General features: G+C 59.4%; 16 protein-coding genes. 10 read left to right on the top strand and 6 right to left on the bottom strand.

Annotation, left to right across the window (positions count from 1 at the left end; translation table 11 throughout):
• The first annotated feature begins 43 nt into the window (after positions 1-43).
• The 3 genes from AC2FIM_RS15975 (at position 44) to polA (ending at position 3,971) form a co-directional block, all read left to right on the top strand.
• Positions 44-223, top strand: a complete 180-nt coding sequence (locus AC2FIM_RS15975) for a zinc-finger domain-containing protein (protein WP_142638543.1) — start codon at positions 44-46, stop codon at positions 221-223.
• Between the two features lie 411 nt (positions 224-634).
• Positions 635-1,102 carry a hypothetical protein gene (locus AC2FIM_RS15970; protein WP_281973333.1) on the top strand — a complete coding sequence of 156 codons (468 nt, stop codon included), beginning with the start codon at positions 635-637 and terminating at the stop codon, positions 1,100-1,102.
• A gap of 70 nt (positions 1,103-1,172) precedes the next feature.
• The gene (polA, locus tag AC2FIM_RS15965; RefSeq protein ID WP_496732160.1) at positions 1,173-3,971 is read left to right on the top strand and encodes a DNA polymerase I; all 2,799 of its coding nucleotides are present in this window, start codon (positions 1,173-1,175) and stop codon (positions 3,969-3,971) included.
• 42 nt (positions 3,972-4,013) lie between these two features.
• Here polA and AC2FIM_RS15960 read toward each other — a convergent pair whose 3' ends face one another.
• Together AC2FIM_RS15960 and AC2FIM_RS15955 are read right to left on the bottom strand one after the other, a co-directional pair.
• Positions 4,014-4,244 (bottom strand): DUF2798 domain-containing protein, encoded by a 231-nt coding sequence (locus tag AC2FIM_RS15960; protein WP_281973331.1) that lies wholly within the window; start codon positions 4,242-4,244, stop codon positions 4,014-4,016.
• A 71-nt stretch (positions 4,245-4,315) separates the two neighbouring features.
• On the bottom strand, positions 4,316-5,071 hold the full coding sequence (locus tag AC2FIM_RS15955; RefSeq protein ID WP_496708244.1) for a hydroxypyruvate isomerase family protein: 756 nt from the start codon (positions 5,069-5,071) through the stop codon (positions 4,316-4,318).
• A 172-nt stretch (positions 5,072-5,243) separates the two neighbouring features.
• On the opposite strand from AC2FIM_RS15955, the gene AC2FIM_RS15950 reads away from it, so the two are divergent.
• Positions 5,244-6,194 carry a DMT family transporter gene (locus AC2FIM_RS15950; protein ID WP_246097260.1) on the top strand — a complete coding sequence of 317 codons (951 nt, stop codon included), beginning with the start codon at positions 5,244-5,246 and terminating at the stop codon, positions 6,192-6,194.
• Here the strand turns inward: AC2FIM_RS15950 and AC2FIM_RS15945 are convergent.
• Complete coding sequence (locus AC2FIM_RS15945; RefSeq protein ID WP_281995727.1) at positions 6,177-6,752, bottom strand: DUF1285 domain-containing protein; 576 nt, start codon at positions 6,750-6,752, stop codon at positions 6,177-6,179. The genes AC2FIM_RS15950 and AC2FIM_RS15945 overlap by 18 nt on opposite strands.
• 64 nt (positions 6,753-6,816) lie before the next feature.
• On the opposite strand from AC2FIM_RS15945, the gene AC2FIM_RS15940 reads away from it, so the two are divergent.
• The 6 genes from AC2FIM_RS15940 (at position 6,817) to AC2FIM_RS15915 (ending at position 16,494) form a co-directional block, all read left to right on the top strand.
• The gene (locus AC2FIM_RS15940; protein WP_271951824.1) at positions 6,817-7,824 is read left to right on the top strand and encodes an AAA family ATPase; all 1,008 of its coding nucleotides are present in this window, start codon (positions 6,817-6,819) and stop codon (positions 7,822-7,824) included.
• Complete coding sequence (locus AC2FIM_RS15935; protein WP_142638555.1) at positions 7,821-8,696, top strand: DUF58 domain-containing protein; 876 nt, start codon at positions 7,821-7,823, stop codon at positions 8,694-8,696. The genes AC2FIM_RS15940 and AC2FIM_RS15935 overlap by 4 nt, the downstream gene beginning before the upstream one ends.
• Positions 8,693-11,455 (top strand): DUF4159 domain-containing protein, encoded by a 2,763-nt coding sequence (locus AC2FIM_RS15930; protein WP_281973327.1) that lies wholly within the window; start codon positions 8,693-8,695, stop codon positions 11,453-11,455. The genes AC2FIM_RS15935 and AC2FIM_RS15930 overlap by 4 nt, the downstream gene beginning before the upstream one ends.
• Entirely contained in the window at positions 11,452-13,494 is a 2,043-nt protein-coding gene (locus AC2FIM_RS15925; RefSeq protein ID WP_496732157.1) for a hypothetical protein, read from the top strand. The genes AC2FIM_RS15930 and AC2FIM_RS15925 overlap by 4 nt, the downstream gene beginning before the upstream one ends.
• Before the next feature lie 312 nt (positions 13,495-13,806).
• Complete coding sequence (locus tag AC2FIM_RS15920; RefSeq protein WP_496678448.1) at positions 13,807-16,023, top strand: response regulator; 2,217 nt, start codon at positions 13,807-13,809, stop codon at positions 16,021-16,023.
• A gap of 9 nt (positions 16,024-16,032) precedes the next feature.
• Positions 16,033-16,494, top strand: a complete 462-nt coding sequence (locus tag AC2FIM_RS15915) for a VOC family protein (RefSeq protein WP_142638563.1) — start codon at positions 16,033-16,035, stop codon at positions 16,492-16,494.
• On the opposite strand, the gene yaaA is transcribed toward AC2FIM_RS15915, so the two are convergent.
• From yaaA to AC2FIM_RS15900, 3 genes are all read right to left on the bottom strand, one after another.
• Positions 16,464-17,255, bottom strand: coding sequence for a peroxide stress protein YaaA (yaaA, locus tag AC2FIM_RS15910; protein ID WP_142638565.1), 792 nt, complete (start codon positions 17,253-17,255; stop codon positions 16,464-16,466). The two genes, AC2FIM_RS15915 and yaaA, sit on opposite strands and share 31 nt — an antisense overlap.
• A gap of 33 nt (positions 17,256-17,288) precedes the next feature.
• A complete protein-coding gene (gene recQ / locus AC2FIM_RS15905) occupies positions 17,289-19,328 on the bottom strand; it encodes a DNA helicase RecQ (RefSeq protein ID WP_496708245.1) in 2,040 nt (679 codons plus the stop codon).
• A 78-nt stretch (positions 19,329-19,406) separates the two neighbouring features.
• Positions 19,407-19,694, bottom strand: coding sequence for a YggT family protein (locus AC2FIM_RS15900; RefSeq protein ID WP_271951835.1), 288 nt, complete (start codon positions 19,692-19,694; stop codon positions 19,407-19,409).
• Positions 19,695-19,752: the final 58 nt, after the last annotated feature.

The raw sequence follows: 19,752 nt of genomic DNA, 5'->3' as shown, positions 1-19,752 counted from the left end.
ATGCATGCCCGCGAGGCCGACAACCAGTGAAGGATCGCCAGCCGTGACAATCGAAGCGCCGGAAACCAAGATCGTCGAAACCTCTCGTGTCGCCTGTGATGGCGGCGAAGGTGCATTGGGCCACCCACGTGTTTGGTTACAGATCCCCGAAGACACCGGCTGGGTCGAGTGCCCCTATTGCGACTGCAAATTTGTCTTAAAAGGGCACGAGGCCAGCGCCTGAATGTGCAAAGCCGCGGGCAGGTTTTACCTCTGCCTGATCATTGGAGCTGTTGGCTATTTTCTGGCCGCCGCTATCGGAATGCTTCTAACCGGATCGGGAAATCGGGCGCAGGGCGATGATACGATCGAAATCGCCTGGTCAGCGGGCCGATCTACAGGCCTCCTGGCTGCCGGGTTTTTCCAACCACAATCAGTTTTAAGGCCAGAGGGCGTTTCAACGCGCTGCGAACCTGCCATGTCTGGGCCGGTGAGGTGCTGTGGGCTGCGAATGAAGACTTCGGCACTTGGGTTCCATTGCCTTACTCGATCACTTTGTCCCGCTTGATAAACCAATCAGGCAAGGTCTAACCTGCCCAACTAATGTCGTGTTCTGACGATAGCTTTGCGCCGGCTCAATGGAGGAAGTGTGTTGATGGACGCCAGTATCCAAAATACCAACCAACCGGTCTTCGGATGGATTGGTTTTAGTGTTTCCGCGATGGCCCTGTTGGGCGCCCTGTTCCTGTTCTGGGCCGGGCCATTCGCACCGCAACAATCGACTGGCGTGTCTTTGGGAGAGCTTGCAGCCGAGCTTGGAAAATCCACCCTGCGCTCGGCCGCCGGGCTGGACCAACCCGAGCCGGTGGCCCGGGTCCGTGATCTGGACGACTTTCTGCAGATCGGCGTAGCCCTTTTGGGAGGATTGGCCGTCATCCTGTCGGCCATAGGCATTCTGCGCCATGAAAAACTGCGCCCGGCCATTGCGGGTATCGCAATCGGCATCGGCGCAATCCTGTTTCAGTTCTTTGCTTTTGCGTTTTTCGCTTTCCTCGGTGTGCTGGTCATTATGGCGCTGCTCAACAGCTTTTCGGATGTATTTGGCGGCCTGTTCGGCGGATAGTTCACCTTCTGTACTGGTCACCCGTGCGCCCCTGTGGCAGAACCATCCCTGACCGACAGGGAGCGCGCGCATGAGCAATTTCGGAAAAGGGTGTCACCTTCATCTTATTGACGGATCGGCCTTTATCTTCAGGGCCTATCACGCGCTGCCGCCGCTGACGCGGAAGTCGGATGGGTTGCCGATTGGGGCCGTGTCTGGGTTCTGCAACATGCTGCAGAAATATGTCGAAGGAAACACCGGGCCAGACGCGCCGACCCATGTGGCGGTGATTTTCGACAAGGGCTCTCATACGTTCCGCAACGATATGTATGACCTTTACAAGGCCAATCGCGAGGCGATGCCCGAGGATCTGCGCCCTCAGATGCCGCTGACCCGCGAGGCGACCCGCGCCTTCAATATCGCCTGCAAAGAGCTTGAGGGCTATGAGGCCGACGACATCATTGCCACCCTTGCCATACAGGCGCGTGAGGCCGGTGGTCGCGTCACGATCGTCAGTTCCGACAAGGACCTGATGCAGCTGGTCGGCGATGGGGTCGAAATGCTGGATGCGATGAAGAACAAGCGCATCGACCGCGATGGTGTGTTCGAGAAATTCGGCGTCGGGCCTGAACGTGTGGTGGACGTGCAGGCGCTGGCCGGGGACAGCGTGGACAATGTGCCGGGGGCTCCGGGCATTGGGATCAAGACGGCGGCGCTTTTGATCAATGAATTTGGTGATCTGGAAACCCTGCTGGACCGCGCCGAAGAGATCAAACAACCCAAACGCCGCCAGACCCTGATCGACAAACGCGACCAGATTGAGCTGTCGAAAAGACTGGTGCAGTTGGATGAGAACACGCCGCTGGATTTCACCTTAGACGATCTTGAGGTGCAAGACCCTGAACCTGACACTCTGCTGGGCTTTCTGGCTGAGATGGAGTTCCGCACCCTCACCAAGCGCATAGCGGACAAGCTGGGGGCCGAGGCACCGGTGATTGCAGACGCGCCTGCGCCCGTTGCAGATGTGGCCGAGGCTGAAGACATTCCATTCGACGCGTCGAAGTATGAATGCGTCCGCGACGCGGGGGCTTTGCAGAAATGGATAGACCAGGCCTATGAGCGTGGCTGGGTTGCAGTGGACACCGAGACCACCGGGCTGAACGAGATGATCGCAGATCTGGTTGGCATTTCGCTCTGCATTGAGGCGGGCGAGGCCTGCTATATCCCATTGATCCATCGTCAAAGCGCCACCGACGATCTGTTCGGCTCGGACGCTCTGGCCGAGGGGCAAATGCCGATTGAACAGGCTCTAACACTGATAAAACCGATGTTAGAGGACCCGTCGATCCTCAAGATCGGGCAAAACATGAAATACGATGCCAAGATTTTTGCCCGCTATGGCGTGGATGTGGCGCCGATTGATGACACGATGTTGATGTCCTATGCGATGCATGGCGGCGAGCATGGGCATGGCATGGACACCCTGTCCGAGCGTTATCTGAACCACAAGCCGATTCCGATCAAACCGCTGCTGGGATCCGGCAAATCCGCGATCACCTTCGACAAGGTTCCGATTGACGAGGCCACGGCCTATGCCGCCGAGGACGCTGATATCACCCTGCGGCTGTGGAAACTGTTCAAACCTCAGCTGCATCAGGTTCAGGTAACGACCGTCTATGAAACGCTGGAGCGCCCTCTGGTGCCGGTTCTGACCGAAATGGAGATGCATGGCATCAAGGTTGACCGCGATGTCCTCAGCCGCATGTCCAACGCGTTTGCCCAGAAAATGGCCGGGTTAGAGGCTGAAATCCATGAATTGGCTGGTGAAAGCTTCAATGTCGGCTCGCCCGCTCAGCTGGGCGAGATTCTGTTCGACAAGATGAGTCTGGAAGGCGGCAAGAAGGGCAAAACGGGTAAGTACTCGACCGGTGCCGATATCCTTGAAGATCTGGCAACCGAGCATGAGTTGCCGCGTCGGGTGCTGGATTGGCGGCAGCTATCGAAACTGAAATCGACCTATACGGACGCGCTGCAGACCCATATCAACCCCGATACGGGCCGGGTGCATACATCCTATTCGATCACCGGGGCGAACACGGGTCGTTTGGCCTCGACCGATCCGAACCTGCAGAACATCCCCGTGCGCACCGAGGAAGGTCGTCGCATCCGCGAGGCGTTCATTGCCGAACCGGGAAATGTGTTGGTCAGCCTGGATTATAGCCAGATCGAGCTGCGGATTCTGGCGCATATTGCCGATATTCCGGCCTTGAAGCAGGCGTTTACCGATGGGCTGGACATTCACGCCATGACTGCGTCGGAAATGTTCGACGTGCCGCTGGATGAGATGACGCCGGATATTCGCCGTCAGGCCAAGGCGATCAACTTTGGTGTGATCTATGGCATCTCGGGCTTTGGTCTGGCGCGCAACCTGCGCATTCCACGGGCCGAGGCGCAGGGCTTCATCGACCGCTATTTCGAACGCTTCCCCGGCATTCGGACCTATATGGACGACACCGTCGCCTTTGCCAAAGAGAATGGCTATGTGCAGACCCTATTCGGGCGCAAAATCCATACGCCCGAGATCAATGCCAAAGGGCCGCATGCGGGATTCTCGCGCCGGGCGGCGATCAACGCGCCGATCCAAGGAACAGCTGCCGATGTAATCCGCCGCGCGATGGTGCGGATGCCGGATGCGATCCAGGGCCTGCCCGCAAAGATGCTGCTGCAGGTGCATGACGAATTGCTGTTCGAAGTATCCGAGGACGCTGTTGACCCGCTGATCAACGCGGCGCGTGACATCATGGAGGGCGCATCCGACCCGGCGGTGAAACTGGACGTCAAGCTGAGCGTGGATGCGGGCCAGGGCGCAAACTGGGCCGAGGCGCACTAGCAACGCCTCTCATCAGGCCCGGCGGGCCCTCTTCGCGGCGGGTCAGCCCTGCGGTCTGACCATGCGGTTGACCATCCGTTGCACGCTGGGTCCCAGCAGCAGGATGACCGTAAAGGCGATGGGCCAGCAAAAGGCCCATGAGCTCATCCAGTCGCCCAGTGTGTTGGGGCCGAAACCGATGGCCTTGGCTGTGGCGATGCCGGTGACGATGCAGGACATCAGGCCTGACATGATCAGGCTGAACAGGGCGCGGGCATAGCGGGCAGGGATCATCCGGGCATCCTTGGTCTGTGGTTGCCTTGATCTGCGCTATTTTTCCGGGATATTCCAGTGCGGACGGACAATCAAAGATGCATCCAGCCGAGTGTATCGGCGGTACGTTGGATCGAGGGCTGATATTCGGCACTGACCCAGCCGGTGTAGCCGCTGTCATCAATCGCTCGGAACAACTCGGCAAAATTCATCTCACCTCGACCGGGCTCTGAGCGATCCGGGGCCGCTCCGATCTGGGCGTGTACGATGCGGTCTTGGTAATCCTTCCAGACTTGCAGCGCGTTGCCATGGATCATCTGGGCGTGGAAGCTGTCATATTGCAGGCCGACATTGGGTCGGTCGACGCGATCCAGAACCTCGGCCACCAGATCGTAGGAATTCAGGAAATAGTCGGGCTGCGATACTGGGTTGAGCGGCTCGATCGTGAAGGGTTGCTGGGGCGCGTGGTCCGCTGCCCATTGCAGGTTCTGCACAAAACAATCCATGGCAGCCGAACCCGTCGCATATCCCGACATGATGTGGATTTTCTCGGGCCGCAGCGCCTGAGCATAGCGTAGAACACGGCGGATGTCGGACTGGAACCGCGCCTCACCGCCCGGAACGGCGGCATATCCGGGAGTTCCGCCGGTGTAGTTGGGTGGCGGCGCGTTGATCAGCACCAGGTCGAGCCCGTTAGCCAGCAGAGCACGGCGGGTTTCCTTGGAAGCCAGATCATAGGGAAACAGAACCTCAACAGCCTTGAACCCGGCCTGCGCGGCAGCTTGAAACCTGTCGAGATAGGGCAGTTCGGTAAAGAGCAATGAGATATTTGCAGCGAATTTGGGCATGGATGGCCTTTGCGTGTCTGTTCGCCGGACCATATCGGTCGGGTGATTTCAGCGAAAGGGACTGAAAACGACAGATTGTCGAAAATCGGCCAGATCACCCAGTTTAATTCAGTGACGTTCGGGACAATGCGGCGAATCATTTCTGGCGTCGCTTTGACCAGAGGTATGACCCATGGCACTGAGCCCTGACCCCGTGCGCGGGACCGCTATTTCTATGTCTGCCGACCGCAACTCCGCGTTGTCTGGCAACGGGTTGGCGGTTGCCTCGATGCTGGCATGGGCCGCAGGTTTTCCGGCGGCGGAGGTCTTGTTGCAAAGCTGGTCGCCGGTGGGCTTGCTTGCGGCACGTCTGGGTCTGGCGGTTCTGGTGCTGCTGCCGATCTGGCTGATGCTGGACGGTCCCAGCCGTATTCTAAGGGCCAGATGGGGATGGGCCATGATCGTCGGAGCGTTTGGCTTTGGCTGCCCGATGTTCCTGCTGATCCTGGCGCAAAAGCTGACCGATCCGGTAACCGTCGTCATCATCGCCTCTTGCGCGCCACTAATCGCAACCCTGCTGGAGCTTAAGGCGGGCACACGTCGGCTGAGCTGGAATTTTGGCCTAGGCGTTCTGGTTTCAATTATCGGCGGGCTGATCGCCACCAGCGCCGTCGCCCCGGCGCAGCTGGGCCTTGGGGCCTTATGCGCGGTCGTGTCGGTCGTCTTTTTCAGTTGGGGAAGCATGACCACAGCGCGCGATTTTCCCGAACTCAGCCAGACCGGGCGCGCGACGATCACGTTGATCGGTGGTTTTGCCATGGCCGTGATCTTGTGCTTTGCCGCTGGGCTGCTGGGCATGGAGGTGATCCCCGAGGTTGCCATTGACGGACAGCAGATCGGGATGTTGGGGATCTATGCGCTGATTTCGCTGGGGCTGAGCCAGATCCTGTTCGTTGCTTCGGTTGGCAAGCTGGGCGTGGCGCTGGCCTCATTCCATATGAACATCGCGCCATTTTACGTGATGCTGATCATGATTGTGCTGGGGGATGAATGGAATTCAACCCGCGCGCTGGGCGCGGGCATCGTGGCGGTCGCCGTTGTTCTGGCGCAGGATCGCAGGCCGCGCTCAGCCCAGATCGGCTGAGCGGATCAGCGGAAAGAACTGACCGCCTGACCATACCCCGAACCAGTCTTCATGATCGGTGCCGATCTCGACCAGTCGGTAAAAGCTTTTGCGGTCAATGCGCGCCTCTAGATTTGCGCGGATCAGGATATAGGGCGAGGGTTCCTGGGTCTTCGGATCAAACTCAACACGGATCGGGTGATCCGGTCCGGCCTTGGCCGTGTCACCCACATGGGTGCTGAAAGTCAAAATCTGCGCCGCGCCTGAGCCTGTGGCATCAAAGTCGACAGCGACGAACGGGACATCCTCGACCGTGATTCCCACCTTTTCGACCGGGGTCACCAGATAATATTTGCCCTCTTCTTTCTTAAGAATTGAGGAAAAAAGCTTCACAAGCTCGAACCTGTTGATGGGCGAGCCTAAATAACTCCAAGAACCATCTTTTGCGATCCTGATGTCCAGATCGCCACAAAACGGGGGATTCCACAGGTGAACAGGGGGTAAATCCCGTGTTTTCGCGGCTTTGACTGATGCCGCAATGCCATCAGGAGAAGGTGTCACAGGGATTTGTCCGCTCATTACTTTTGCCATTTCCTTTTCGCGCGATACACTTCAACCATACTCGTCCACGGAAGGGAAAGTCATGAGCGAACCTGCCGACCTCGTATCCGAGATCGAAGCGCTGGAAACTAAACTGCAAGAGGCCAAGGCCTCGATCACCCGACGCTTTATCGGGCAAGAGCGGGTCGTGGATCTGACGCTGGCCGCGCTGTTATGCGGCGGGCACGCATTGCTGATCGGATTGCCAGGGCTGGGCAAGACCCGGCTGGTTGAGACTTTGTCGACCGTGATGGGCCTGCATGGCAACCGTATCCAGTTCACGCCGGATCTGATGCCGGCTGATATTCTGGGGTCCGAGGTTCTGGATACGGCCGAGGATGGCAGTCGCCACTTCCGGTTCATTCCCGGCCCGATCTTCTGTGAATTGCTGATGGCGGATGAGATCAACCGCGCCAGCCCGCGTACACAGTCGGCTTTGCTGCAAGCGATGCAGGAACGCACCGTCACCGTTGCGGGCGAGGATCGTGCGCTGGATGAGCCGTTTCACGTGCTGGCCACGCAGAACCCGATTGAACAAGAAGGCACCTATCCGCTGCCCGAGGCGCAGTTGGACCGCTTTTTGGTGCAGATTGACGTCGAATACCCGGATCGTCAGACCGAGCGGGATATCCTTCTGGCCACGACCGGTGTCGAAGAAGACGACGCACATCAGATTTTCACCAAAGAGGAATTGCTGGCGGCGCAACTTCTGTTGCGCCGGATGCCGGTTGGCGAGTCTGTGGTCGAACTGATTCTGGATCTGGTCCGCGCATTCCGCCCCGGCGAAGCAGGCGTGTCCGATCGTGTGGCCGAAACCGTGGCCTGGGGCCCTGGCCCCCGCGCGGCGCAGGCGTTGATGATGACGGTGCGTGCCAACGCCATGTTGCAGGGGCGACTGGCCCCCAACGCCGAAGATGTTCTTGAGATGGCCCGCCCGGTTCTCAGCCATCGTATGGCGCTGAACTTTGCGGCCCGGGCGCGCGGTGACAGCCTGGCTGATCTGATTGACTCGACCGCGCTTGGGCTGATCCGAACCGAGGCTGCGGCGTGAATGCCGGGTTGACTCTTCGTGAAAGATCCGAGGCCGAGGCATCCCGGCTACCGCCCCTGTTGGCGCGGGCGGAACATCTGGCCGGAACCGTCTTGCTGGGTGACCATGGGCGTCGCCGATCCGGGATGGGTGATGATTTCTGGCAATACCGCCCGGCACAGGTTGGCGACAGCCGCCGGATGATCGACCACCGCCGCTCGGCCCGTGGCGATCAACAATTTGTGCGCGAACGCGAGTGGCAGATTGCCCAATCGGTGATGCTGTGGGTGGATCAGGGCGCGTCGATGCGCTTTGCCTCGGACGCTTCGCTGCCCACCAAGGCGGATCGGGCGCGGTTGCTGGGCCTGGCAACTTCGATCCTGCTGGCGCGTGGTGGTGAGCGTGTGGGCCTGACGGGCACAACTCTGCCGCCCCGGCGCGGCAATGCCCAGATCATCCGGCTTGCGCAGGCCTGGTCCGAGGATGATCAAGCCGACTATGCGCCACCCGAACACCGCGCCATGATCCCCCATGCGCGGGCGGTGTTCATCTCCGATTTTCTTGGCCCGATGGAAGAGGTTGAACTGGCCCTGTCCAAAGCTGCGGATCGTGGCGTGCGCGGGGTGGTCCTGCAGGTGCTGGATCCCGGTGAAGAGAATTTCCCCTATCGTGGACGCACCATTTTCGAAAGCGTGGGCGGCTCGGCCCGGCATGAAACGCTAAAGGCTTCTGATCTTCGTGACCGGTATCTTGCGCGCCTTGCCGAACGAAAGGATACCTTGATGCGCTTGTGTCGGGTGACGGGATGGCAACTGGGGCTGCACCACACTGGCGACAGCGCACAGGCGGCTCTGTTATGGCTGTATAGCGCTTTGGACGGGGGCAGAGTATGACGGTTTTGGCTGGGATAGGCTTTACCGCGCCCTGGGTGTTGCTGGGATTGTTGACCCTGCCCATCCTGTGGCTGGTCCTGCGCGCTGTGCCGCCTGCGCCGATCCGGCGAATGTTTCCGGCCGTAACGCTGCTGCTGGGGCTGAAGGACGACGAGAGTGTTTCGGATCGGACACCATGGTGGCTGCTGCTGTTGCGAATGCTGGCGGCGGCGGCGATCATTATCGGTCTGGCCGGGCCGGTTTTGAATCCCTCGCGGGATCAGGTGGGTTCGGGGCCGCTGTTGTTGGTGCTGGATGCCAGCTGGGCAGGTGCAAGCGGCTGGCCATCGCTTCAGGACCAGCTTGATACGCAGCTGACCGAGGCCGGACGCGCCGGACGCACGGTGGCCTTGCTCAACTTGACGGAGCCAGAAGCCCCAGTCTTTCAGGCCGCCGAAGCGTGGCGGGGTCGGCTTCCGGGGGTGACTCCGATGCCCTGGCAACCAACTCAGCTGCAGATGGATCAGGTGCTCGATATGCTGGATCAGCTTGATGGTGGTTTTGATACATATTGGTTCAGCGACGGTCTGGAATTTGCGGGTCGGGAAACGGTTCTGGCTGCGTTGCAATCGCGCGGGGAAGTAACCGTGTACCAGTCAGGCTCGCCTGTTTATGCGATTCTGCCCGCCGCCTATCAGGATGGTGTCATTCAACTGACGGCCCAACGCGCCACTGCTGGTCCGGAAAACATCCTGACCATTTTGGCACAGGGGCGCGATCCGGCGGGCGCAATGCGGGTTCTGCAATCCGCCAATATCGTCTTTGCTGAAGGCGAAACGCTTGCTCAGGTGGAGCTGGCGCTGCCCTCGGAACTACGGGCCAGAATCACCCGGTTCGAGATTCAGGGCCAGCGGTCGGCGGGTGCCGTAACGCTGACCGATGACAGCCTGCGCAGGCGTGAGGTGGCCCTACTTGCGGGCAGTTTGAACCGTGAAGGGTTAGAGCTGTTGTCGCCGCTGCATTATCTGACACAGGTTTTGGTCCCGACCGCGGATTTTGTCGAGGGCGGGTTGATGGATGTGTTGCCCGCCAATCCGGATGTGATTGTTCTGGCGGATGTGGCGAAATTGGCCGAAGCGGAACAACTGGCGGTGACCGAATGGGTCGAACAGGGTGGGCTGCTGTTGCGCTTTGCCGGGCCGCGCATGGCCGCCAGCGATCTGGGGCGGGATGTCGAGGATACCTTGCTGCCGGTGCGCCTGCGCAGCGGTGGCCGTTCGGTCGGCGGCGCGATGAGTTGGGGTGAGGCCAAAGGTCTGGCCCCGTTCCCCGAAACCTCACCCTTCTACGGGCTGCGCGTGCCACCGGATGTTTCGGTGACCACGCAGGTCATGGCGCAACCAGACCCTAATTTGGCCGATCGGGTGATTGCATCGCTCTCGGATGGCACACCTCTGGTCACGCGCAAGGCGTTGGCGTTGGGGCAGGTGGTGCTGTTCCATGTCACCGCTGATGCCGAATGGTCGAGCCTTCCCCTCTCGGGCCTGTTTGTCGAGATGCTGGATCGGCTGGCCGTCGCCTCGGCTGCGAAATCCCGAGAGGAGTCGCAGTTGCAGGGCACGACCTGGGAACCGCTGCAGGTCATGGACGGATTTGGAGGCTTGTCGGATGCAGATAATCTGGCAGGCGTCGATGGGGTTGATCTTGCCGCCGGCGCAATCGGGCCGGACCTGCAGCCGGGCCTGTATGAAAGCGGCAAGCAAAAACTGGCGCTGAATGTGCTGGACGCGGACTCGGTTCTGATGCCCGCTGTCTGGCCATCCGATGTGCCCATCAAAGGGCAGGAAATCAGCGCCGAAACGCCGGTCGGGGGAATTTTGCTTAGCCTCGCGCTGATCTTGCTGACGGTGGACGTCATTGCGTCACTTCTGTTGTCGGGGCGACTTGGGCTGGCCCGGGCCGCGGCGATGGCGCTGGGTGCGTTGCTGATTGCACCTGACCTTCAGGCTCAGACGCCCGAGGAAACCGATTTTGCCCTGATGGCAACGCAAGAGCTGGTACTGGCTCATGTCAAGACCGGAAACGCGCAGGTTGACGATATCGCGGGCGCCGGGATGCGTGGCTTGGCGCAAACTTTGTTCTTCCGCACTTCGGTCGAACCGGCAGAGCCCATCGGCGTTGATCTGGAACGGGACGAGCTGGCGTTTTTCCCGCTGCTGTACTGGCCGATCACGCCGGAACAGCCGCAACCCTCGGACGAAGCCTATGCCAAGCTGAATGCCTATCTCCGCTCGGGCGGCATGATCCTGTTCGACACGCGCGACGCGGATGTGGCGCGTTTCGGTGCAGCCAGCCCCAATGGCCGCAAGCTGCAACAACTGGCCGCCCCGCTGAATATCCCTTCGTTAGAGCCTGTTCCGGATGACCATGTTCTGACGCGGGCCTTCTATTTGCTGCAGGATTTCCCGGGCCGATATGCTGGTACCGAGATTTGGGTCGAAGCCGCCCCGCCGGATGCGGAACAGATCGACGGCATGCCGTTCCGCAACCTAAACGACAATGTGACACCGGTAGTGATCGGCGGGAATGACTGGGCCGGGGCCTGGGCCGTCGACCGAAACGGGCAGGCCTTGTTGCCGGTTGGGCGCGGATATGCCGGTGAGCGGCAGCGGGAATTGGCCAATCGTTTTGGCGTCAATCTGGTGATGCATGTGCTGACCGGGAATTACAAATCGGATCAGGTCCATGTGCCTGCGCTGCTGGACAGGTTGGGACAATGACCGGAACCGTTATCTTTGACCCTCTGATTCCGTGGCCCGTTCTGATGGTCGTTGCCGCGATTGCCATATCAGGCGTTGTTCTAGCCCTGTGGCGGGGCCTGTCTGGCTGGGCCTTGCGCGGGTTGGCCGCCCTGGTCGTGATCGCGGCCATGGCGGGGCCTGTTTATCAGGTCGAAGATCGCACTCCGCTGACCGACATCGTGGTGATGATCGAGGATGAAAGCGCCAGCCAGACCCTGTCCGATCGCCCGGAACAGACAGCACAGGCCGCTGCCGAACTGGCGGCCGAGATCGACACGCGCGACAATACCGAGCTGCGCCGGATCCGGGTGGCTGACAGCGATGGGGATGAGGGCACACAGGTCATGGCTGCGCTGAACAAAGTCCTGGCCGAGGAACCCTGTGCGCGCATTGCGGGGATCCTCGTGGTTTCGGATGGGATCGTGCATGACGTTGATCAGGCCCCTGACCTGCCTGCACCGATGCACCTGTTGCAGACTGGGCGGGCCAGCGACTGGGACCGCCGTCTGATCGTCCGCAATGCACCGGCTTTTGCCATTATCGGAGAGCCGGTCACGCTGACGTTGCGGGTTGAGGATAGCGGCGCAGTTCCTGTTGCGGCTGCGAATGCGCCTTTGGAAATTTCGGTTGATGGCAATGCGCCAGAGCATTTCACCATTCCAATCGGTGTCGATGTCGAGCTACCGGTCAAGCTGTCCCATGGCGGGCGGAATGTCATCCAGTTTACCGTACCCGGCGTCGAAGGAGAGTTGACCGACCGCAACAACACCGCACTGATTCAGATGAACGGTGTGCGCGACCGTCTGCGGGTGCTGCTGGTTTCGGGTGAACCGCATCCAGGTGGACGGACCTGGCGGAACCTTCTGAAATCCGACAGCTCGGTTGATCTGGTGCATTTCACGATCCTGCGACCGCCTGAAAAGCAGGATGGTGTGCCTGTGGACGAGTTGTCTTTGATCGCTTTTCCGACTCGAGAACTGTTTCTGGAAAAGATCAACGATTTCGATCTGATCATCTTTGATCGCTATAAGCGGCGCGGTATTCTGCCTGCGGTCTATCTGGAGAATGTCACCAATTACATCAATGATGGTGGTGCGGTTCTGATTGCGGCTGGTCCTGATTTTGCCAGTGCCGACAGTATCTTCCGCTCGCCGCTGGCGCCGATTCTTCCGGCCCAACCCACCGCGCGGGTCATCGAAGAACGCTTTGTCCCCACAGTTACAGATATGGGGCACCGGCACCCGGTGACCACGGATCTGGGCGATTCCGAGCATTGGGGTGCATGGTTGCGCCAGGTTGATGTCCTGTTCCGATCAGGTGAAACGCTGATGACCGGCGTCGATGACCGGCCGCTGCTGGTGCTGGACCGGGTCGGAGAGGGGCGCGTGGCAATGCTGGCCTCTGACCACGCCTGGCTCTGGAGCCGTGGCTTCGACGGCGGTGGTCCGCAGCTTGAACTGCTGCGGCGATTGGCACATTGGATGATGAAAGAACCCGAGCTTGAGGAAGAGGCTCTGTGGGCCGAAGCAAATGGTCAAATCATGCGCGTCATCCGTCAAACCCTGGGGGATGACGTCGGAACAGTTACCATCACGCAGCCCAATGGCGAGACACTTGAGGTGACGCTGAACGAAGTTTCTCCAGGGCGGTTCGAAGCTCAGATCTTCGGCCCCGAGATTGGCCTCTATCGTCTGAAAGAGGGTGAACATTCGGCGGTAATTGGGTTGGGCCCTGCGGCCCCCAAAGAATTTGAGCGCACGATTGCTACTGATCAGATCCTTGAGCCGGTTCTGGCCGAATTGCGCGGCGGTGTGATCCGGGTCGAGGACGGTTTGCCTTCGATCCGCAATGTCCGCGCTGGGCGGCCTGCGGCGGGGCGGGGCTGGATCGGGCTGACCCCGCGCGATGCCTACCAGACCAGCTCTGTAACACAGGCTGGTGTTCTACCGCCCTGGCTGGTGCTTTTGCTGGCCGGTGGTTTCCTTCTGGCGGGTTGGCTGCGTGAAGGTCGACGTTAGGTCATTCGATCACAACGCTGATTGTGGCCCCAACCACCAGCATCAGTCTTGGTAAAGCACCGTTTGAACCGGCTTTGCTGCGTCAGGTTTGTCGTGTAATCCCACACAATTTCTTTGATCTGAGCGCCTGTAGCGCATTCAGATACCGCAGATTTTGCGTTGAGTAGGAAAAGACAGGTACCGGCGAGGCAGGCAGTTTTGGACGTTTGCGGCCTCTGAGCCTGCCATTGGTCTGTGGCAACAGGCACGGCTTAAACACTTTTTCACGCTCTGTCAGGATGCTGTGGGCAGATTGTACCGGGATCACCTTTGATGAGTCTTGCAACCAAACTGGCACAGGAAAGACGCGCACGGCTTGCCGCTGAACGTCTGCTGGAGATGAAACAGGCCGAGCTATCAGCGGCCAACCGGAAATTGGGCCTGCACGCGATGGCTCTGACTAAACGCATTGGTGAAACGCGGGCCGAGGTTGAGACGGTGCGCGATGAAAATGAAAAAGTTAAATCGGACCTGACATTGGCCAATGCTAAGATCGAAGTGGCCGAACGGCGGCTATGGCATTCGATCCAGACCTTCCCAGACGGGTTTGCATTCTTCGACGAAGAGAGCCGGTTGATCGGGGCAAATGCCTCATATTTCAGCCTGTTTGAGGGGCTGGATGAAGTAGCGCCCGGTATCAGCTATGGCAGAATTCTGGAAACCCTCACGCAGGAGGGTCTGATTGATACCGTCGACGAGGCGCAGGATGATTGGCGCGCCAGGATGCTGGCCCGTTGGAAGTTGTCCAACCCGCCGTCAGAAATCGTCAAGCTGTGGAACGGGCTCTATATCAAGCTGATTGATCAACGCGGTGGCGGTGGCGATGTGGTCAGCCTTGCGCTTGATATAACCGCCTCGGTCCGGCATCAGGCCGAACTGACCGCGGCGCGCGAACGGGCCGAGGCTGCAAACCGCGCGAAATCTGCATTCCTGGCCAATATGAGCCATGAAATCCGCACGCCCATGAACGGTATTGTTGGCATGACCGAGTTGATGACCGAAACCGCGCTGGATGAAGAACAACGGCTCTATCTCAACACGATCCGCAATTCCGGTGAAGCCTTGCTGGTGATCATCAACGATGTTCTGGATTACTCGAAGATTGAGGCGGATAAGCTGGTCCTGCACCCCGAACAGTTCGATTTCGAACGCTGTATCCTTGAGGTGGCGATGCTGCTGCAGCCCAGTGTTCGTGACAAGGGATTAAGCCTTTTAGTCGACTATGACCTGTTTTTGCCAACCCTGTTCGTGGGCGATCCGGGCCGGGTGCGTCAGGTCTTGACCAATCTGGTTGGAAACGCGGTCAAGTTCACGGCGGAAGGGCATGTCTTGATCCGCGTCACGGGGGTCCCTCGCGCGGAGGCCCAGGCCTGTGATATTCATGTTGCCATAGAAGATACCGGTATCGGTATTGCCGAGGATAAAGCGGCGCATATCTTTGGTGAATTCAATCAGGTCGAGGATGAACAAAACCGACAGTTTGAAGGGACCGGGTTGGGCCTGGCCATCACCAAACGACTGATCAAATTGATGGACGGTGCCATCTGGGTCGAAAGCGAGCCGGGCCAGGGGTCCTGTTTTGGATTTCGGATAACGCTGCCGACGGTCGAAGGTCCGCAACCCGCCCCCCCGAATCTGGAAGGATGTCTGCGCCATGTGGTCGTGGTTGAAGATCTGGCTGTCAATCGAGCGATCTTGTCAAAGCAACTTGGTCGTCTGGGTGCCAAGGTTACCGAATGTACCACCGGAACCGAGGCGCTGGCTACGCTTGATGACACCGTAGATCTGGTGCTGTGCGATCACGATCTGCCGGACATGGACGGGCTGGATTTGGCGGCCACGATAAAGGGCCGGGGGTGGACGGATATCTCTGTCGTGGTCATGTCGGCCAATCCCGGCGTGATTCATGCTCATCCGGCCTGCCAGCTCATTGACGGAGTGTTGCAAAAGCCGATCCCTCGTTCAGAATTATATGCACGTCTGACCGCTCTGGGACGATCAGCGGATTCGATATCGAATGGTTCCGACACGCAAAACCCAACGGTTGCGCAGGTCAGACCGATTGCCGAGGATCAAAGGCTCATGCGGGTTCTGGCTGCTGAGGACAACAAGACCAACCAGCTGATCCTGCGCAAGATGGTCAAGGATCTGTACATTGATCTTCGCTTTGCGGGCAACGGGCTTGAGGCGGTCGCCGCCCATCTGGAATTCGACCCGGATTTGATATTCATGGATATCTCGATGCCCGGAATGGATGGTAAACAGGCCACAGGTGAAATCCGCCGCCGCGAGGTTGAAACCAATCAGCACGTCCCGATCGTAGCCCTGACCGCACATGCAATGAGCGGAGATGATCAGGGTATTTTATCGGCTGGATTGGACTACTACCTGACCAAACCGCTGCAAAAACAGAAAATCCACCAGATGATCCTTGACCATCGGCCAGACGGAACGCAACCGGTTCTTGATGACGAAACCCGAGCGTTCTAGGCTGCCGACATGACTGATGACCGTGGATTTCACCCCCGCGCGCTGGGCGAGATTGCCATTCGCTGCGCAGATATGGCCGCTATGGTGCAGTTCTATGAACAGGTGGTCGGCCTGCAGCGTCTGAGCGGTGACCATGACAGCGCTATAACCTTCTTCCGGATAGCCGAGGGGTTTGGCGGCCATACGCAAGTTCTGGCCCTGTTTCACCACAGCACCGCGCCACGACCGGGGCAACATCGGGCCGGTGCAGAAGGTCCCGTAACAGGAGCGGGATCGTCGCTGCATCATATCGCATTGTCGCTGCCCTTCGACGAGCAGGCGGCGGTCATAAGTTGGTATGACAAGATCGGCCAACCCTATCGCGTCGAGCAGTTCGGATGGGTTGGTTGGCGCGGAATTTTCACCGAAGACCCGGAAGGCAACACAGTTGAACTGGTCTCTTACGACCCGTCGATGCTGGCTGAGGCCTGATAGGGCCGGATAAAGACCGGCTTGTCGTTCTCTGACAGGTCGGGTCGGTATTCATAGCCGCCCGAGTCGAACTCTGTCAGGCTGGCGGGTTCGGACAGACGGTGTTGAATAACATAGCGGGCCATCGCCCCGCGTGCCTTTTTGGCAAAGAAGCTGACGATCTTTGGCGTGCCGCCCTTGTCTTCCATGAAGACCGGCGTGATGACCCGTAATTTCAGCGCTTTGGGGTCTACTGCACCGAAATATTCCTGACTGGCGCAATTCAACAGCACATCGCTACCGGTACCGGCTGCCTGAGCGTTCAGCGCCTTGCTTAGTTGGTCGCGCCAATAATCGTACAGGTTCTTGCCGCGCCGGGTCTTCAGCCTACTGCCCATCTCAAGCCGATAGGGCTGAATGGCGTCCAGCGGACGCAATATGCCATACAGTCCGGACAGGATGCGCAGGTGATCCTGGGCCCAGGCCATCTCTTCCACATCCAGCGAAGTCGCTTCGAGCCCCTGATAGGTGTCTCCGGCAAAGGCCAGTGCGGCCGGGCGTGTCGCCACAGCATCGGGGGCGTCCGAAAAGGCGCGATAACGGTCGCGGTTCAGGCGGGCCAGATCATCGCTCAGATCCATCAGCTTTTTCAGGTCGCCCAGCGTTAGATTGCGGGCGGTTTTCGACAGGCGGATCGCGTCATCCTGAAAGTCGGGCTGCGTGACCTCAACATTCCGTTCTGCCCAATCCAGCCGTTTGGCCGGGGAAATCACTACCAGCATAGTCGCCCTCGTTTCTTGCCTGTTGGTGGGTATCTAGCTTGCCATACGCAGCACGTCCAGAAAGGCGGCTCCAAACCTTTCGTGACGGCGGCCACCCAGAACCTGTTCGATGGCGCGCGGGTCGTCTGATCGCAACTGCGCCACCTTTGCCAGTTGCGAGGCGGTACAGGTCAGCGGCTTGTCGATTCCATCAGGGCCGCGCGACAGTTGCGACTGAACTTCGAGCAGGCGGTCGTAAATCTCACCTTGATCGCGCCCGGCCAATTTGCGGCGGGCCGGGTGCAATTCCTCGACCGCGCCGGTCAGAACCTCCAGAAACGTGGCCCCGTATCGTTCCAACTTTTTAGCACCGATTCCGCTGATCCGGGCCATATCATCCAGCGTTGCAGGGCGGGTTTCCGCCATTTCGATCAGGGTGCGATCGGGAAAAATAACATAGGCCGGGACCCGCGCGGATTCGGCCAGCGCACGGCGTTTCGCCTTGAGTGCGCTCAGCAGCGGTGCGTCTTCTTCGGATACCATCTCTTTGACCGCAGGCCGACGGGTTGCTTTGCGGATCGTGTCCTTACGCAGGTTGATCTGCGCCTCGCCTTTCAGGATCGGCTTGGCGGCCTCAGTCATGCGCAGCGCACCGTGGCGGTCGGGATCAGGACGGACCAGATCATGGCCCATCATCTGCCGGAAGATCGCCTGCCATTGCGGGCGGGACCAGTCCTTGCCAATGCCATAGGTCGACAGATTGTCATGTCGGCGGGCGCGGATCTTGTCGGTTTCATTGCCCAACAGGATGTCGATCAGATGGCCTGCGCCGAACCATTCCTCGGTGCGCAGGATCGCGGACAGGGCCATACGAACCGGGGTGGTGCCATCGATCACTTCCGGCGGGCTGTCACACAGATCGCATTTGCCACAGGGTTCGGTCTGTTCACCGAAATAACCCAGCAAAGTCTGACGGCGGCAGGCCAGCGCCTCGGCCAAGCCAAGCAGGGCGTTCAAACGGGCGTGATCGGCCATCCGCCGTTCAGAGGGAGCAAGCCCCTCTTCTATCTGTGACCGGCGCAGGCGAATGTCATCTGCCCCAAACAGGGTCAGGGTTTCTGCCGGGGCGCCATCACGCCCGGCGCGGCCGATTTCCTGATAATAAGCTTCGATGGATTTGGGCAGGTCCGCATGGGCGACCCAGCGGATATCGGGCTTGTCTATGCCCATGCCAAAGGCAACCGTGGCCACCACGATCAGACCATCCTCGCGCGCAAAGCGGGTCTCGACGATGCGGCGATCTTCGGGATCCATGCCGCCGTGATAGTGACAGGCGGTGTGGCCTTCGGCACGCAGGGCCTGTGCCAGAACCTCGGTCTTGTTACGGGTGCCGCAATAGACAATGCCGGATTGGGTTTTGCGCGCGGCGGCAAAATCCAGGATCTGTTTGCGGGGCCCATCCTTGGCGGCAAAGGCCAGGTGGATGTTAGGCCGGTCGAACCCGCGCAGAAATTTGCGCGGGGCTGTACCGTCAAACAGCTTTTCGACAATCTCGTCCTGCGTTTCCGCATCTGCTGTGGCGGTGAAAGCGGCCAAAGGCACATCCAGCGCACGCCGCAGCTCTCCGATCCGAAGGTAGTCGGGGCGGAAATCATGGCCCCATTGACTGACGCAATGCGCCTCGTCCACCGCAATCAAGCTGACATTGATCCGCCGCAACATGCCCAGCGCCGATCCGGCGGCCAGACGTTCGGGAGCCATGTACAGCAGCTTGAGCCGTCCGGCCTCCAACGCCTCCCACACGGCATCGGTTTCTTCGGGGGTATTGCCGGATGTTAGCGCGCCGGTCTCGACGCCTGCTTCCTGCAAGCCGCGCACCTGATCGCGCATCAGGGCAATCAGCGGAGAGATCACCACTGTGACCCCTTCACGCATCAGCGCAGGCAGCTGGAAACACAGGGATTTACCGCCACCCGTGGGCATGATGGCCAGCACGTTTTCGCCCAGCGTGACGGCATCGACGATCTCTTCCTGACCGGGGCGGAAGTCGTCGAATCCAAAGACATCTCGCAGCAAAGGCGCGGCGTCGAACATGTGCGGGGGTGCCCTGTTTTAAGGTTTATCTGCTCTTAAGACAGGACAATCACATACTAAGATTCACTGAACAAGAGGTCAGACAAAATAGACCATATTGTTGATCAGGATAATACGCAGCGCATAGACGCCGATCAGAACCACCAGGGGCGTCAGGTCAAGCCCGCCCATTGCAGGCAGAACGCGTCGGATCGGGCCGTAAATCGGCTCTAACAGGCGGTTCAGCCCGTACCAGATCTGCGCAACCAACTGTTGATGCAGGTTCAGCACCTGGAAATTGATCAGCCAGCTCATGATGACATGGGCCAGAATGATGAACCAGACAATGTCCAGAATCAGCAGCAGAATTTGGATCAACGACAGCATGGGGCCTCCGGATTTCACATCTGCTGAGACCTAAGCGCCCCTGCACAAAAGAGCAAGT

The organism is Ruegeria sp. CDSC052 (genome assembly GCF_059610685.1).
This window is presented reverse-complemented; position numbering and strand designations above follow the sequence as displayed.

What these genes read in the sequence shown, in the direction of transcription:
- AC2FIM_RS15925 (WP_496732157.1), top strand. Translation starts at nt 11,452, where the DNA reads ATGACCGGAACCGTTATCTTTGACCCTCTGATTCCGTGGCCCGTTCTG.
- recQ (WP_496708245.1), bottom strand. Translation starts at nt 19,328, where the DNA reads ATGTTCGACGCCGCGCCTTTGCTGCGAGATGTCTTTGGATTCGACGAC.
- AC2FIM_RS15915 (WP_142638563.1), top strand. Translation starts at nt 16,033, where the DNA reads ATGACTGATGACCGTGGATTTCACCCCCGCGCGCTGGGCGAGATTGCC.
- AC2FIM_RS15950 (WP_246097260.1), top strand. Translation starts at nt 5,244, where the DNA reads ATGGCACTGAGCCCTGACCCCGTGCGCGGGACCGCTATTTCTATGTCT.
- yaaA (WP_142638565.1), bottom strand. Translation starts at nt 17,255, where the DNA reads ATGCTGGTAGTGATTTCCCCGGCCAAACGGCTGGATTGGGCAGAACGG.
- AC2FIM_RS15940 (WP_271951824.1), top strand. Translation starts at nt 6,817, where the DNA reads ATGAGCGAACCTGCCGACCTCGTATCCGAGATCGAAGCGCTGGAAACT.
- AC2FIM_RS15930 (WP_281973327.1), top strand. Translation starts at nt 8,693, where the DNA reads ATGACGGTTTTGGCTGGGATAGGCTTTACCGCGCCCTGGGTGTTGCTG.
- AC2FIM_RS15900 (WP_271951835.1), bottom strand. Translation starts at nt 19,694, where the DNA reads ATGCTGTCGTTGATCCAAATTCTGCTGCTGATTCTGGACATTGTCTGG.
- AC2FIM_RS15955 (WP_496708244.1), bottom strand. Translation starts at nt 5,071, where the DNA reads ATGCCCAAATTCGCTGCAAATATCTCATTGCTCTTTACCGAACTGCCC.
- polA (WP_496732160.1), top strand. Translation starts at nt 1,173, where the DNA reads ATGAGCAATTTCGGAAAAGGGTGTCACCTTCATCTTATTGACGGATCG.
- AC2FIM_RS15970 (WP_281973333.1), top strand. Translation starts at nt 635, where the DNA reads ATGGACGCCAGTATCCAAAATACCAACCAACCGGTCTTCGGATGGATT.
- AC2FIM_RS15960 (WP_281973331.1), bottom strand. Translation starts at nt 4,244, where the DNA reads ATGATCCCTGCCCGCTATGCCCGCGCCCTGTTCAGCCTGATCATGTCA.
- AC2FIM_RS15945 (WP_281995727.1), bottom strand. Translation starts at nt 6,752, where the DNA reads ATGAGCGGACAAATCCCTGTGACACCTTCTCCTGATGGCATTGCGGCA.
- AC2FIM_RS15920 (WP_496678448.1), top strand. Translation starts at nt 13,807, where the DNA reads ATGAGTCTTGCAACCAAACTGGCACAGGAAAGACGCGCACGGCTTGCC.